Origin of the sequence: Thiolinea disciformis DSM 14473 (genome assembly GCF_000371925.1) — a bacterium.
Lineage (GTDB): Bacteria > Pseudomonadota > Gammaproteobacteria > Thiotrichales > Thiotrichaceae > Thiolinea > Thiolinea disciformis.
This window is the reverse complement of the sequence record NZ_AQVE01000004.1, coordinates 76,382-92,124: the sequence shown is the minus strand read 5'-3', so window position 1 is coordinate 92,124 and position 15,743 is coordinate 76,382. Positions and strand designations below refer to the sequence as shown.

The following is a 15,743-nucleotide window of genomic DNA, read 5'->3' as shown; positions in this document are numbered from 1 at the left end:
TCCTCCTCACTCAAAACGCACCGCTGTGCGACCGATTCCACCAATACTGACACTCATATAATCACCTGCTTTCACAGGTTGCAGTGGTACTAAAGCTCCAGACAAAATCACTTCACCTGCTTTGAGCGGCACACCGAATTTGCCTAAAGTATTCGCCAACCACACCACACAACTCACAGGCGATGAACCTAAAGCGGCTGCACCTGCTCCGGTTGCCACCACTTGCCCATTCATTTCCATCACCATGCCGCATGTGGACAAATCCACTTTGCGCGGATCAGCCGCTTGTGAACCGAGTAGGAAATAACCGCAAGACGCATTATCCGCCACGGTATCTTGAATTTTGATTTTCCAATCCTGAATGCGCGAATCGACAATCTCAAAGCACGGTACTACGAAATCGGTCGCGCGTAGTACATCGCTGGCAGTAATGCCAGGGCCAATCAAATCGTGTTTGAGTACAAAGGCAATTTCGCCTTCCGCACGCGGTTGAATCATCTTGGTACTCACCGATAAAGGTTCGCTTTCATCCACGACCATTGCATCAGTGAGATAACCAAAGTCAGGTTGATACACACCCAACATTTTCATGACCGCTTGGCTGGTCACACCGATTTTTTTACCAATGACTTTCTCACCATCGAGCTTAATACGCTTATCTAACAATAGATTCGACACCGCATAAGCATCTTCCACCGTCATATCGGGCGTGCGGTCAGAAAAAGGCTGAATCATGTGACGCTGGCGCAAGGCGTTATATAATTCGTCCGCGTAACTATTAATTTGTTCTTGGCTTAACATAGACACCCTCTTACAGTTTGACGCAGACGTTTTTCAATTCGGTATAGAATTCGAGCGAATGCACGCCGCCTTCACGCCCAATCCCTGAGTGTTTCATGCCACCGAATGGGGTACGTAAATCGCGTAAGAACCAAGAATTTACCCACACAATCCCTGCATCAATTTGGGCAGCCACCCGATGCGCACGCGTCGCATTTTCCGTCCACACCGCAGCGGCTAAACCGTATTTAGTATCGTTTGCCCACTCAATCACTTCATCTTCAGAGTCAAAAGGTTGCACATGACAGCAAGGTCCAAAGATTTCTTCTTTAATAACCGTGGCAGTTTCAGGTAAGCCTGTCCAAATGGTCGGTTGTACCCAGTTACCGTCCGCTAATTTACCCGCCATGTCAGGTACACCACCACCAGTAACCAGATTCGCGCCTTCTTCCACCGCTTTTTTGTAGTAAGACAACACTTTATTTTGGTGTTCTTTGCTGATTAGAGGTCCCATCGAGGTACAAGCATCGTCCCATGCCCCTAATTGCATACCTTCCGCACCCGCTTTTAAGCGCTTGAGGAACTCGTCAAAAATCGGACGCTCTACATAGACACGTTCAGTACCTAAACATACCTGTCCACAGTTAGCGAATACAGAACGCAAAGTACCTTCAATCGCCTTATCCATGTCGCAATCAGCGAATACGATGGCAGGATTTTTGCCACCCAATTCAAACGACACATGGCGAATATGATCAGCACTAGCCTTAACAATCGCCGCACCTGTACGTGTTTCACCCGTGAAGGTAATGCCATCAATATCAGGATGTGTAGTTAAGAATGCACCCGCAGAATCAGGACCAAAACCGTGAATGACGTTATAAACCCCTTTAGGGACACCCGCCGCATTCATCACTTCACCCAATAAGGTAGTGGTGCGTGGGGTTTCTTCAGAAGGTTTAACGACAACGGTATTGCCACAAGCTAACGCAGGACCTACTTTCCATGTCATTAATAATAAAGGTAGATTCCACGGACTAATGACCGCAATCACACCTTTAGGTTTGCGTACTGAATAGTTCAATGCGCCCTTGCCATCGGGGGTGTCGAGCATGAAACTTTCGGTAGGGACGTTTTTGAACAGGTCAGCAAACACTTTAAAGTTAGCTGCACCGCGTGGAATATCGATGTGAGAAGCGAGGGATTTGGGTTTGCCCGTATCGAGACATTCGGCTTCTAGGAATTCATCAAAGCGTGCATTAATACCATCGGCAACTTTGTGCAAAATCGCCATACGTTCCGCCACAGGCATTTTGCCCCAGGGGCCTTTTAAGGCTGCTTTAGCCGCAGCAACCGCAGCATCCACTTCAGGCATACCTGCCTCATGGACGACACCGATTTGCTCATTAGTAGCGGGATTGATATTGGCGAAAGTCTTGCCTGAAGCAGACCCCACGAACTCGCCATTGATGAAGTGCTTGATCTCTTTCATGGGCTTATCCCCTCCGTGCTGATTGATTGGACAAGCATAGCGTATGATTATCGATATTTAAAGGAATATCGATATTTTATTTTAAAGCCCATAAACTCAGCATCTAGCCAGCGCGTCTTGAATACAAAGCGCTTTAAATAACTTAAAATAAACACTAAATTGCCTCAGGATTTAGTTCTAAACCATCCAGCCAAGTTTTATAATCCGCCACCATTTCTATAAAAAGTTGCTAGTAAGCTTATGAGTATCGTGTCCAGCGAAGCCAGTTCCCCGCGTACCTTAACGGATTATATTTATGGGCAATTACGTGAAGATATTATTCAAGGCAAGCTTGCTCCTGACACTAAACTCAAGATCGACCCCTTGCGGACTACTTATAGTGTAGGCGCAACCCCCTTGCGCGAAGCCTTGAGTCGCTTGAGTTCAGACGGTTTTGTAATTACTGAAGGCCAGCGCGGCTTTCGGGTTGCGCCAATTTCGCCACAAGACTTAGATGATATTACTGATTTAAGGCTTACCCTAGAGCTTAAGGCACTGACGAATAGTCTTAAGCATGGCAATGATGCTTGGGAAGCACGGGTGGTTTCCAGTTACTACCAATTAGCTAAATTGGAAGAAAATAATTTGTTTGATGATTTAGAGCTTTGGGAACAGCGTAATCGCAATTTTCACTGGGCGCTGATCTCGGCTTGCACCTCGAAGTGGCTACAACATTTTTATAATACGCTGTATGACCAACATAAGCGGTATCGCAATATCTCCCTCAGCGCCAATTTAGGGCAACGTCATGTGCAAGACGAACATCGCCGGATTTATGAAGCTGCTTTAGCACGTGATATTGAAACCGCTTGCAAAGAAACCGAATTGCACATTATGCAAACGGCTGAAATTACTCAGCAGGTCTTGCGTGAACGATTAGGTTTACAGCCTTAGGCCGTCACATTCAAATTATCTAAACGCTGTTTTGCGCTCGCTTCGACCCCGTCTAACAAATAATAGCAATCACTATCCTGATACCTACGCCGCACGGCGTGGCAAATCGCTAAGGCTTGGCGCGGCCGGTTTAAGGCTAAATACACTTTGGCGCGTTGTGCCTCTGTGAGCACACGACAATATTCAAAGCGAATGCGTTTAATCGGACGATGCAATACTTTCAACAGTTTCAAGGCTTGTAAGGGCTGGTTGTCAAGCAACAAATCGAATTCTGTAGCCGGAAAACACTCATTTTTTTGCAAATAACGGTATAAATAATCCCATAACCACTCTTTTGCCAGCGGCCATAAATCTTGCACGTCGATCGTAGGCGGCGAGTGATGTAACAAATGTTCAAATAGCTCGCGCTGCAAGGCATGACTGAGTAAACCTTGCTCCAACCACAGCAAACACAACTGTAGGCGCAATGAATAGCGCTTAGTTAATTCCGGTAAATCAATCAATTGCAGTAGCAACATATCGCTGAGCGACTCAGGCTCTAACAAGGCTTGAAAGCGGGTAAATACTTGTTCTGCGCTTAACTGCTTATCGTTGAGTGCAAGACGAAATTCGCCTTGTTCGGCAAAAATCCCGTGTTTCGCGCTATTGATAATCCCATCGTTATACCAATGCTGCGCCACTAAGGTGGAAATCTCACCCTTATCATGACGTCCAATACCGGTTTCTTGCTCCAAATACTGCAAGACTTGATGGAGGGCTTGTTCAAACTCAGTGCCTGCTAAATGGGAGTAAGGATAAAAATGCAATAAGTGACCTGCATCAGAAATAGCCAATAGGCAGCGCCCTTGCACTTTTCCAACCTGATCATAGGCGTACAGTACACGCTTATTCACATCCGCCGCATTCGCTAATACTGAGAAAAAATTACAACCGTCATGGCTCAAGCAAGTCTCAAAATGATCGCCCATGTGAAGCACATCAAACAACCGCTGGGCTAAACGGAAAGTAAATATGGTCTCTTTTTCACCTAGCGTCATGGGCAAATATAACTCAAAGCCTTCCAACCAAGCTTGTAACTTAAAACCTCGCGCATGCATGTTGTTAATCCAAACTTGGTTCGCTGGAGCCTGTAGCAACGGATATTGCCCCGCTAACTCCGCCGCTAATAATTGTCCAGCTAATTTACGCTCGGAGGCAGATAAGCCAGCTAAAGCCATTAAGGTTTTGTAATGTTGCTTATCGCTGAGCCACTTTGGATCGAGCTGCTTGACGTAGAGTGCTTTATAGAGATGCTGCTGTAATTGCTGCTCACAGCTTTGTTGCCAATCGGTCAAACACTTCTGTAGGGCGCTTGAATACAATTTTTTGCTAAGATTAGCTAAACGTTTAGGCGACACTCGATGAAACCCATCGCTTAGTGCCGCTAGACGCTGTGTCAAACTCTGCAGGCGTCGCTCTAATATCACTCGCTTATTTTCGGGCAAAGTATTCTCTAATTTTTGCTGAATAACTTTAATTTCATTATTCAACGCCACAGGATCTGTACGCAGATCCTCTAAAATACGCTGTGCTGCCACCTCTGCTTGCGGATGGTAAGTTGCCAACAATTGCAAGGCAGGCTGAAGCTCTATAGGATAATCCGCAAAATGACTTGGACTTGCTGGATACAGCATTACCGCAGGCACGGGTAAGTTAATTTTTTCTAATTGCTCAATACTGGGTTTGAGCGCTGCAAGCCAAGGCCAAACGCCTAACTCACGCGTTTTATCCACCACCATCGCATGACCCTGTTCGATTAAAACTGCCGCTACCCTTATTGCTTCCCAACTGCCACTTGGNGCTTCCGCATGGGCGGCCAAGTGCCATGATTGAATTAAGTGGACAAAATGCTCGACAGAAGTATCAGCACCTAATAGACGATTCACGCAGGCGTAAACCTCTGGTTGCAACTCGATTTGCAAGTTATGCGCTAACAAGGCGCAGAAATAAGCAGCTTTAGGCCAAGCAGACGGTGTGGCACTATAAAAATGATAAAAATCAATAGCGACTTGAGCATCAAGCGCTGCTGAGGATTCGACGACTATACCAAGTGCTGTAAAAAATGCGCTAGGCTCTGCTAGCTTAAAACCAGCAGAACTATAAGTAGCACTACGAAGCATTCTTATTTCTAAGCCAGACCTGCTTGAAAACACCGACTCGTTTTTGGCGTAAAAATTTGCCAATTTTAGCCAAGGTTGCACACGACTGACCAAAGCCTCTTGGCTCTTGGCTTGCTGTAAATAGTGTAGCCAAGCGCTTACTAAAGCATCGGCATAGTTTTCCGCGCTTTCTGCATCTCGCTTCAATAAGTACCAATGTGTCGCTAATTTGAGCAACATATCAGGTCTGTGCCAAGCATGATCCGCCGGTAAGCGCTCTAGCAGGCGTGCGGCTTTCTCCAACCAAGCAAGTTTCTTCGGATCATGCGCAAAATAGTTTAGGCGCTCTAAGAAATCGCTCAGCTCTGACGGGATAATAGGACTGTCATCGCGCAAAGAATGCCAAGCTTTTTTCCATTTCGCGATATTTTCTGACGATAGATGTTCGTTGTTCTGTGCTTTTTGTTTAGTATAGCGTTGTGCAAGCTCAAGACGTCTTTGGCGCTCCGTGGCCGCTAAGACTTCCTCAAGATACGCCCGACTTTGTTGACACCACAAAAGCCACCTATCTAGTACAAGGGGCGTGAGTAACTGATGACTCACCTCTAAAAAACGCCGCACTTGTTTAGGACTAAGTGCCATAAAGCCTTGGATTTTATGCTCCCAGTTACGCAATACTTCGGAAGACTCTGTCACCTGAGCTAGGCTAAAGTCCACACGGTCACCCAGCGGAAAGCGCTCAAAATAACTGAAATAGAAATTAAACCAAGACTTATAAGCGAAAATTCCGTCAGCTCGCCACACAGGATGAATGATGATCGGTAAAAAGCTATTGATGGTTTGAACCGGTAGCTCGCGCTGCAAGGCAAATAAAATGGCGATAGACACCACGCCATTCTCAAAACTTTTTAAATGCACAAGCGCTTGTTGTTGCTCCTCAAGCCAATCCACTGCTTGTTGTAAAGCTTTAGGGTCTAAAGACAACCACCATGCAAACTTGTCCAACAAACTGGTTAAAAGCGGATTTTGACGCTTTAGTGCTTGGACTTGGCGCACTAAACGGCCTTGCCCTGACTCGCCCTCTACCAGCAAAACCTGCCACGGATCAACTAATTCCCCCTCGAGTAAGCTGCGTAACGCTTGTAATTTTAAACTCACCCGAGTTGACCAAAGCTCAACATCGCCCACGATAACAGGCAAGGCTTTAGGAAAAGCATGTTTAGCACGATTATAAGCAAAGGCCGCATGAGCCAAATATTCAGTGCTTAAGGATAAAATTTCTGCATCCCAAGGCAGAGGATAATGCAGGACTTGCCACTGCAAGGGTTCGCCTTCCGCGCCTAAAGGATAGCCCCAGAGCCAACGCAAATGCGCCCGCAAATACATCTTGGCACGCGGCACATGATTTTTCGGTTTTTGATTCGGGAGTTCGTCGTAGTCTTTCATAGGCTTTTGAGTATAGGTAACAAAGACTTTTCACACAGCAATTTCAGCTATTCATAAAGCGAGCTGCTTATTTTTCAGATTTTAGTCAAGAAATTTTGGTTAAAAATAAAGCGTTGCAAAAAACCTTTTCTATACTCAATAGGATGTTTAATTTTTAAACTAAATGGGAGCCTCAGGATGAAAAAGAAAAACTATCAACAACTTGTATTAGCGCTAAGCTTACTAGGTTTAGCAAGCATCAGTTTTGCTATAGAATCAATCAATACAGCTCAACAAAATGAAACGGCCGCACCCAGTGCAAATCCTAGCTCAATGGCTTGCCCACTTAATAGTGGAGGCCCTTCTTTATTAGGCAGCAGTTGGCGGCTTAAATCCATTTACGGCAATGATGTTCCCCCCGAACTTCAACTGACACTCAATGTCGGCAAACATGCCATGATGGGTTTAAGTGGATGTAATCAATATCAGGCCTATTTTGCCCAAGTTGGGCATCGCGGCTTTAAGGTAATCAAAATTAATCAAACCCGAAAAGCCTGTCCAGTACTACCCACGGTCGTCGGTGGCCCTACCATTAATGTTGGTAATTGGGAGGGTAATTATTTGCGAGTATTAGGGCGTGCTGGTAGCGTCGCTCAAAAAGGCAATCAGATGTTGGAATTTTACGATGTAAACGGAAAAGCATCCTTAATTTTGACCAAGCAAACTCAGCTCTTATCGGAATAAAGCGCAGTGCTTCGATAGAGCGAGTGAAGCCTCAGCAAAACAACACAGCCTAAACTAACACAACAGAACTCAAATTATTCTTGAGACGCTCAGCTTGTGTTGTGTCAATATCTTCAAGTGTCGACATAATTCAAAAAATCAAGTTGTCGCCTAAAGTGCAGTGATATGCCTAAAAAGGTCAATAAGCGCTAGCTGCTTTGTGCTATAAAAGTACTGCTGAGCAAGTTATTATTACTTATACTACGCACTTTTTTACTAATGCTAGAAATTGTCAACAACGTCCGTACTTTGTGCGATTGATACTTTAACAACGGAATTAGTCATGACCGATACCAGTCGACTCTCGGCCCATTTAGAAAGTACTTTGGGCTTAAGCCACTTAAAAGCTATTCATTGGAACCTCTCCGCCCCTGCGCTTTTTGAAGAATCGATGCGCCGCGCGGAAGCGCATGTAGGTCATGGAGGAACGCTGGTCGCTTACACGGGATCGTTTACTGGACGCGCACCGAATGACAAATTTATTGTTGACGAAGCTGAAAGCCACGACAAAGTTTGGTGGGGCGAAGTCAATAAAGGCATGTCTGAACAACATTTCGATGCCGTACTACAAGATGTAGTCGCCTTCTTACGCAACAAAGATATTTTTGTCCAAGATTTGCTAGCCGGTGCTGATCCTGTTACTGAACTCCCTGTGCGAATTATTAGCCAACATGCGTGGCACGCTTTATTTGCCCGTAATATGTTTATTCGTCCTGATGACCTGGGGCGCAGCTTAGCGGTCGATCAGCCACAATTTACCGTATTGCATGTACCTGATATGCAGGCCGACCCTGCTAAACATGGCACACGCTCCGGTGCATTTGTCTTATTGAATTTTAAAAAGCGTTTAGTCTTGATTGGCGGCACGCATTATGCAGGCGAAATTAAGAAATCGATTTTCTCAATCATGAACTACCTATTGCCGCAAAAAGGTGTGATGTCGATGCACGCCTCAGCCAATGTCGGTAAATCCGGTGATGTCGCTATTCTATTTGGTCTTTCAGGAACGGGTAAAACCACATTGTCGGCTGACCCAGAACGCCTTTTGATTGGTGATGATGAACATGGTTGGAGCGATCAAGGTGTATTCAATCTTGAAGGCGGTTGCTATGCCAAGGTGATTAATTTATCCGCCGAAGCTGAGCCGTTAATTCATGCCACTACGCATACTTTTGGCACTGTGTTAGAAAACGTGGTCATGGATATGAACACACGCCAATTAAATTTGGATGATGGCAGTATCACTGAGAATACACGAGCTTGCTATCCTATTAGCCAAATTCCCAATGCGCTTTATCCGGGCAAAGCAGGCCATGCTAAGCATATCATTATGCTCACTTGCGACGCTTTTGGTGTATTGCCACCGATTTCCAAGCTCACGACCTCACAAGCGATGTATCATTTCCTATCCGGTTATACGGCCAAAGTCGCTGGCACTGAAAAAGGGGTGACTGAACCGACTACCACTTTCAGTACTTGCTTTGGTGCACCATTCATGGCCTTACACCCTTCCGTGTATGCTGATTTGTTAGGCGAAAAAATCAATCAACATCAAGTATCGTGCTGGTTATTAAATACGGGTTGGAATGGTGGCCCCTATGGTGTAGGCAAGCGCATGAAGATCAGCTACACACGTAGCATGTTGAATGCAGCCTTGCGTGGTGATTTAGATCACGTTCCTATGCGCACTGACTCGATTTTTGGCCTCCAGATTCCAAGTAGCTGCCCTGATGTGCCTAGTGATGTGCTTGATCCTGCTGCCACTTGGGCTGATCAAAAAGCTTACCAAGCGAAAGCACATTACCTTGCAAAAGCTTTCCACCAAAACTTCGCACGCTTTGCCGAATATGTCACAGAAGATGTACGCCAAGCAGGGCCATTAGCCGGACGCTAGTGAAGCGTTTATCGCTAATTTAAGTTTATTTACAGGCTGGCTTTTGCTAGCCTGTTTTGTTTTTGCCTCCCCTAATGTCATGAGAATCTCACCCGCTCACTTATTGTTAATTTTAATTGCTGCCATCTGGGGCAGCGGTTTCGTAGCGCAACGTGCTGGCATGGAGCATCTCGGCCCATTTTCTTTTAATGCAGCTCGCTTTGTCTTAGCTTTTCTTTCGTTATTACCCGTTTGGTGGTTTACACGCCGTCAATTAGCCGCTGAACACCAGCAAATTCATTATGATAACTATTTCTGGCTCAGTGGTTTATTGGCTGGCAGCGTCATGTTTTTAGGCTTTACGTTTCAGCAAGTGGGCTTGCAATACACTACAGCTGGCAATGCGGGCTTCATCACCAGTATTTATATCGTTCTAGTCCCGATACTCAGTTTATGGTTAGGCCAAACTACTGGTATTAAAACATGGATTGGCATTGTATTTGCGGTGATTGGCTTATACATCTTATCAGTAGGCCCCAATTTTCATATTAATAAAGGCGACTTTTTAGAACTCATAGGCTCATTATTCTGGGCTACTCATGTCGTGACCTTAGGCTGGGCAGCGCGGCGTGTGAAAGATTTAGTAGGCTTATCCGTCTTGCAATTTGCGGTCGCTGCTATTTTAGCAACGATTGCCGTTCCGTTTATAGAACAACCCAGTTGGCAAGCCTATCAAGCAGCCATTATTCCGCTTTTCTATTCTGGCCTGATCGTCAGCGGTTTAAGTTTTACCTTACAAATTCTTGCGCAACGTTCAGTGAATGCAAGCGTGGCGGCATTAATTCTATCGGGTGAGGCCGTATTTGCTTTAATCGCGGGTTGGTTATTCTTAGGCGAAACAGTAGGGGTTAAGCAATTAACGGGTTGTGGCTTAATGTTAATCGGTATGTTGATTAGTCAGTGGCCTGACCGTAAAAAACTGAGGAATGAAACCGCTTAAACTTCACTAGCCTCTCTTGTGAAGAAAGGCTAGTTACTTAGTCAGTGATAGTTAATGACCGGCAACCATCATACGATCGATTAAAATAGAGCCGGAATGAATGGAGCCACGACGATCTATATCGGTGCCAATCGCCTGAATACCCAGATACATATCTTTCAAATTACTGGCAATCGTAATTTCTTCCACCGGATATTGGATTTCACCATTCTCCACCCAAAAGCCCGCAGCGCCACGCGAATAATCACCGGTAATCCCATTAATGCCACTGCCAATAAGCTCGGTAACCATTAACCCTCTACCCATTTGCTTCAACATATCGTCAAAAGAAATTTGGGTATCAGACAAAATGAGATTGGAATTACCACCAGCATTCCCTGTCGTTTTCATGCCTAATTTACGTGCAGAATAGCTACCCAAAAAATAGCCTTGAATCACGCCATCGCTCACGATATCGCGCGCCTGTGTAGCCACTCCCTCATTATCGAAGGCGCGACTGCCTAACATGCGTTTTAGGTGAGGCATCTCACGCAATTGTAAAAAATCAGGCAATACTTTTTTACCAAGGGAATCTAATAAAAAGCTCGCTTTGCGGTATTGGGAACCGCCACTAATCGCACCCGCCAAATGCCCTATTAAGCCACGCGCCAATTCAGGTACATATAACACCGGCACTTCCCGAGTCGACAAGGAGCGCCCATTTAAACGGCGTACTGTACGTATAGCTGCTTCGCGCCCTACTGCTGGAGCAGACTCCAAACCGTCAGGAAAACAGGCAGAGCTATACCAATAATCGCGCTGCATGGAGTCATTTTCTTGCGCGACCACACTACAACTTAAGGAATGACGCGTACTAGCACTAACACCCGAGAAATTATTGCTATTGGCATAGATTCCCATACCTGCATAGCTATCGACGCTGGCCCCTTCACTATTGCTAATACGTGGATCATGCGTGCGCGCGACATGTTCTGCCTCCAAGGCCATTTCAATCGCACGATCCGCATCCATATCCCAAGGATGGTACAAATCCAAATCAGGAATATCACGCGCCATCAGTTCGGCATCCGCCAAACCATTAAACGCATCTTCAGCGGTATAACGTGCAATACGACAAGCTGCTTCTAAAGCCGACTCCAATGAGGCTTTTGAAAAGTCATTGCTTGAAGCATTCCCTTGCTTGTGGCCAAAATAGACGGTAATACTTGCCCCTTGATCACGGTGATATTGGAGTTTTTCCACTTCGCCCAAACGCACTTCCACCGAAAGCCCATTGCCCTTATTAATACCCACTTCTGCCGCGGTAACACCTTTGGCACGCGCAGCCTTTAAGACATCCGCCGCAATTTGTTCAAATTGAGCAGCCAGTTCAGCGCGGTTTTCTAATTCAATCATGTTATTCCCCTTACGCCGTTGCCGTGCCGCCGACCGTTAAACCATCTACCCGCAAGGTGGGCTGCCCCACACCCACGGGTACACTTTGCCCTTCTTTGCCACAAACCCCAATACCCGTATCCAGCTCCATATCATTGCCGACCATACTGACACGAGTTAAGACATCAGGGCCATTACCAATCAAAGTGGCATTTTTCAAAGGACGCGTCGCTTTGCCATTCTCAATTAAATAAGCTTCTGAAGCGGAAAACACGAACTTACCTGAAGTAATATCCACCTGCCCCCCGGAGAAATTCACCGCGTAAATCCCTTTTTCGACTGAAGCAATAATTTCTTGTGGATCATAGTTTCCGGCACGCATATAAGTATTCGTCATACGTGGCATGGGCAGATGCGCATAAGATTCGCGGCGACCGTTGCCCGTTGAGATCGTATCCATCAATAGTGCATTGTGGCGATCCATCAAATAGCCTTTTAAAATGCCATCTTCAATTAAAGTAGTACATTGAGTGGTTGTTCCCTCATCATCAACACTTAAAGAGCCACGACGCTTTTCTAAAGTGCCATCGTCAACTACCGTAATACCTTTCGCCGCTACTTGCTCACCAATCCGGCCTGCAAAGGCAGAAGTACCTTTACGATTAAAGTCCCCTTCTAAACCATGACCAATCGCTTCGTGCAGTAATACCCCAGGCCAACCAGCCCCTAAGACGACGGTCATATTACCCGCTGGCGCTGCCTCAGCATCCAGATTAATCAAAGCTTTACGAACGGCTTCATCGGCATATAGTAAAGCCTGATCATTTTTCAGGAAGAAATCTAAATCAAAGCGACCACCACCACCTGCCATCGCACTTTCGGTTTGACCATTCCGTTCTACAATGACAGAAACATTGGTTCGCACCAAGGGACGCACATCAGCAGTCATCCGACCTTGCTCATCCACCACTAAAATTACTTCGTGCACAGCAATCACATTAGCCATCACTTGACGAACATAAGGACTAGCCGCACGCGCGCGTTGGTCGATTTGATGCAATAAATCAATCTTATCTTGCTCACTTAAAGAGACCAGTGGATTTTCTAAACCATATAAAGCACGCGAGGGTGCTTGCTTTTGCCAAGCCATCACACGATTCGATTGACCCGAGCGACTAATGGCACGTGCCGCACGGGCTGACTCCATGAGGGCATCTAGGGTAATTTCATCGCTGTAAGCAAAGCCGGTTTTCTCGCCGCACACCGAGCGCACCCCTACCCCCTGATCAATGCGATAGCTGCCGCTTTTCACAATACTGTCTTCCAAACCCCACGATTCATAGTTGGACGATTGAAAATACAGATCCGCTAGTGTGGTTTGTTGGGTTAGTAATTGAGCGAATACTTGCTCGAGCTGGGCTTCTGTTAAGCCGCTAGGCGCAAGCAACGTTGCGCGGGCATAATCCATAGCTTGTTGGTGCATAATGCTTATTTTATCCTCTTAATAAGTGGGCACAGCTAAACGGGTATGCGCCAAGACCGGAAAACTGTGGCGCGTACTATGCAAAGTCGCTAGATCGGGTTCTACTACCACCACACCTGACCCCTTTGCTAGTTGACCACGAATTTGACCCCAATGGTCAATAACCATACTATGCCCATAGGTAGCGCGACCATTGACATGATAGCCCCCTTGCGCCGCCGCGACTACATAACATAAATTTTCAATCGCACGCGCCCGCAACAAGACTTCCCAATGCGCCTGTCCAGTCACGGCAGTAAATGCAGATGGCACAATGAATAATTCGGCACCGCGCAAGGCTAATTCACGGTATAGCTCCGGAAAACGTAGATCGTAACAGACCGATAAACCTAAGCGGCCAAACGGCGAGTCAAGGATGGTTAGCTCATTACCAGGGCAGGTAAATTGGCTTTCTGCGTAGCTGCCAATGTCATCCTGTTCAACAGTAACATCGAATAAATGAATTTTATTATAGCGACCGACTAATTCGCCCTCGTCATTAATCACCAAACACGTCGCATAGGGGCGCATAGGGTCATGGGATTGAATCGGAATCGTGCCACCCACAATCCACACCCGATGTTGGCGTGCTTTGCGCACAAGAAATTCTTGAATAGGGCCATAGCCTAAGGGTTCAGCAATGGTAATGCGATCACGATCCTGCATGGCCATTAATACAAACGTTTCTGGTAAAACCACGAGTCTTGCGCCCGCACTCGCCGCTTCTTGGATTAAGCGACCTGCTTCCATTAGATTAGCATTTAATTGCGGGCCAGAAGCCATTTGCACAACGGCAATCGCATTCATGGTACAGACTCCTCATTTAGGGGTTTAGTGTGCTCAATCACACTATTCTTACTGGCATTGTTGGTGTAATACGGCAAAACCTCAACATCTCCAGACTAAAGCAAAGTTTCCTCCGATAACTACCCCTTACAGTAATACCACGTCAAATTGCTCCTGTGTGTATAAAACCTCAACTTGCAAGCGAATCGGAATCGACACAAATTCTTGTAATTCGAGCAAACTATCCGATTCCTCATCCACCAACATATCAATCACTTCCTGTGAGGCTAGCACCAATAATTCCTTAGCTTCAAACTGGCGCGCCGCGCGTAAAATTTCACGAAATAACTCATAGCAAACGGTTTCAGCCGTTTTTAAATACCCGCGCCCTTGGCAAGTGGGGCAAGACTCACATAATACATGCTCTAAGCTTTCACGGGTGCGCTTGCGAGTCATCTCCACCAAACCTAGCGGTGATACATCACACACGTACGTTTTGGCATAATCTTTTTCCAGCGCTTTCTCCAGTGTTTTCATCACCTGCTGGCGATGCTCCGACTGGTTCATATCAATGAAATCGAGAATGATAATACCGCCAAGGTTGCGTAAGCGTAATTGACGCGCAATTGCCTGAGCCGCTTCTAAATTAGTGCGAAAAATCGTTTCCTCTAAATTGCGACTACCAACAAACCCACCCGTGTTGACATCGATGGTAGTCATAGCCTCGGTTTGATCGACAATCAGATAACCACCTGATTTTAGCGGAACTTTGCGTTGTAATGACTTTTGAATTTCTTCTTCAACGCCATGCAAATCAAAAATCGGGCGCTCCCCAGGATAATGCTCAATAGCCGTGGCTAAATCGGGAATATATTTTTCACTAAATTCACGTACTTTATGAGCCGTCTCGCGTGAGTCAATCAAAACCCGTTCAATGGGTTCACCCACCATATCGCGCAACACACGTAATACCAAAGGCAAATCAGAATACAATAATGACGCTTCACTTGACGCTAGCGCGGCTTCCTCAATGCTGCTCCACAGTTTGCGCAAAAATGCCATATCTTGACGTAAAGTCTCTTCACTAATGCCCTCTGCTGCTGTGCGTACAATATAGCCGTTCTGATAACCCAATTCTTCGCGCAACTTAGTGACTAAAGCCCGTAAACGATCACGTTCTTCGGTAGATTCAATTTTACTGGAAACCCCAATAGTGGTGTCGTCCGGCATCAACACCAGAAAACGTGACGGTAAGGTAATATAAGTCGTCAGGCGTGCGCCTTTTGTGCCCAGTGGATCTTTAATCACCTGCACGAGGAGTTTTTTACCCTCGTATAAAATGTCAGTAATTTTGGGAGTAGCACGCTTAATTAGGGTATCGACCTCGCCCGTAAAGGTTTCTACCGGTGGCGTGGTCAAATCGGAAGCATGTAAAAAGGCCGCTTTTTCCAAGCCGATATCCACAAAAGCAGCTTCCATACCGGGCAACACACGCGATACCTTGCCTTTATAAATATTACCGACCATGCCACGTTTGGAAGTACGCTCAATTAATACCTCTTGCAGAATGCCATTTTCTAGCAAAGCAGCACGCGACTCCTGCGGCGTAATATTGATTAGCAGTTCAGCACTCATGC

General features: G+C 46.0%; 10 protein-coding genes. 4 read left to right on the top strand and 6 right to left on the bottom strand.

The features are described 5' to 3' along the window. Window positions 1-6: 6 nt before the first annotated feature. A complete protein-coding gene (dmpE, locus tag A3IE_RS0104485) occupies window positions 7-801 on the bottom strand; it encodes a 2-oxopent-4-enoate hydratase (RefSeq protein WP_020394396.1) in 795 nt (264 codons plus the stop codon). A 10-nt stretch (window positions 802-811) separates the two neighbouring features. Further along, on the bottom strand, window positions 812-2,272 hold the full coding sequence (locus A3IE_RS0104480; protein ID WP_020394395.1) for a 2-hydroxymuconic semialdehyde dehydrogenase: 1,461 nt from the start codon (window positions 2,270-2,272) through the stop codon (window positions 812-814). A gap of 240 nt (window positions 2,273-2,512) precedes the next feature. Here A3IE_RS0104480 and A3IE_RS0104475 point away from each other — a divergent pair, with 240 nt between their 5' ends. The 4 genes from A3IE_RS0104475 (at window position 2,513) to A3IE_RS0104455 (ending at window position 10,424) form a co-directional block, all read left to right on the top strand. Next, window positions 2,513-3,205, top strand: coding sequence for a GntR family transcriptional regulator (locus A3IE_RS0104475; RefSeq protein WP_033406409.1), 693 nt, complete (start codon window positions 2,513-2,515; stop codon window positions 3,203-3,205). Window positions 3,206-6,966: 3,761 nt separating this feature from the next. Then, complete coding sequence (locus tag A3IE_RS0104465; protein WP_020394392.1) at window positions 6,967-7,512, top strand: META domain-containing protein; 546 nt, start codon at window positions 6,967-6,969, stop codon at window positions 7,510-7,512. 322 nt (window positions 7,513-7,834) lie between these two features. Then, window positions 7,835-9,445 (top strand): phosphoenolpyruvate carboxykinase (ATP), encoded by a 1,611-nt coding sequence (gene pckA, locus A3IE_RS0104460; protein ID WP_020394391.1) that lies wholly within the window; start codon window positions 7,835-7,837, stop codon window positions 9,443-9,445. 79 nt (window positions 9,446-9,524) lie between these two features. Continuing rightward, window positions 9,525-10,424 (top strand): DMT family transporter, encoded by a 900-nt coding sequence (locus tag A3IE_RS0104455; RefSeq protein WP_020394390.1) that lies wholly within the window; start codon window positions 9,525-9,527, stop codon window positions 10,422-10,424. A gap of 51 nt (window positions 10,425-10,475) precedes the next feature. Here the strand turns inward: A3IE_RS0104455 and pmbA are convergent, their stop codons facing one another. From pmbA to rng, 4 genes are all read right to left on the bottom strand, one after another. After that, the gene (gene pmbA / locus A3IE_RS0104450; protein ID WP_020394389.1) at window positions 10,476-11,819 is read right to left on the bottom strand and encodes a metalloprotease PmbA; all 1,344 of its coding nucleotides are present in this window, start codon (window positions 11,817-11,819) and stop codon (window positions 10,476-10,478) included. 10 nt (window positions 11,820-11,829) lie between these two features. Then, window positions 11,830-13,281: a metalloprotease TldD gene (gene tldD / locus A3IE_RS0104445; protein ID WP_020394388.1), complete on the bottom strand. Its 1,452-nt coding sequence runs from the start codon at window positions 13,279-13,281 to the stop codon at window positions 11,830-11,832. Window positions 13,282-13,299: 18 nt separating this feature from the next. Then, window positions 13,300-14,127, bottom strand: coding sequence for a carbon-nitrogen hydrolase family protein (locus A3IE_RS0104440; RefSeq protein WP_020394387.1), 828 nt, complete (start codon window positions 14,125-14,127; stop codon window positions 13,300-13,302). Between the two features lie 126 nt (window positions 14,128-14,253). Continuing rightward, window positions 14,254-15,741 (bottom strand): ribonuclease G, encoded by a 1,488-nt coding sequence (gene rng, locus A3IE_RS0104435; protein WP_020394386.1) that lies wholly within the window; start codon window positions 15,739-15,741, stop codon window positions 14,254-14,256. Window positions 15,742-15,743 lie beyond the last annotated feature (2 nt).

Bases quoted from the DNA above. Each gene is read 5' to 3' on its own strand.
- dmpE (WP_020394396.1), bottom strand. From the start codon at position 801: ATGTTAAGCCAAGAACAAATTAATAGTTACGCGGACGAATTATATAAC.
- A3IE_RS0104480 (WP_020394395.1), bottom strand. From the start codon at position 2,272: ATGAAAGAGATCAAGCACTTCATCAATGGCGAGTTCGTGGGGTCTGCT.
- A3IE_RS0104475 (WP_033406409.1), top strand. From the start codon at position 2,513: ATGAGTATCGTGTCCAGCGAAGCCAGTTCCCCGCGTACCTTAACGGAT.
- A3IE_RS0104465 (WP_020394392.1), top strand. From the start codon at position 6,967: ATGAAAAAGAAAAACTATCAACAACTTGTATTAGCGCTAAGCTTACTA.
- pckA (WP_020394391.1), top strand. From the start codon at position 7,835: ATGACCGATACCAGTCGACTCTCGGCCCATTTAGAAAGTACTTTGGGC.
- A3IE_RS0104455 (WP_020394390.1), top strand. From the start codon at position 9,525: ATGAGAATCTCACCCGCTCACTTATTGTTAATTTTAATTGCTGCCATC.
- pmbA (WP_020394389.1), bottom strand. From the start codon at position 11,819: ATGATTGAATTAGAAAACCGCGCTGAACTGGCTGCTCAATTTGAACAA.
- tldD (WP_020394388.1), bottom strand. From the start codon at position 13,281: ATGCACCAACAAGCTATGGATTATGCCCGCGCAACGTTGCTTGCGCCT.
- A3IE_RS0104440 (WP_020394387.1), bottom strand. From the start codon at position 14,127: ATGAATGCGATTGCCGTTGTGCAAATGGCTTCTGGCCCGCAATTAAAT.
- rng (WP_020394386.1), bottom strand. From the start codon at position 15,741: ATGAGTGCTGAACTGCTAATCAATATTACGCCGCAGGAGTCGCGTGCT.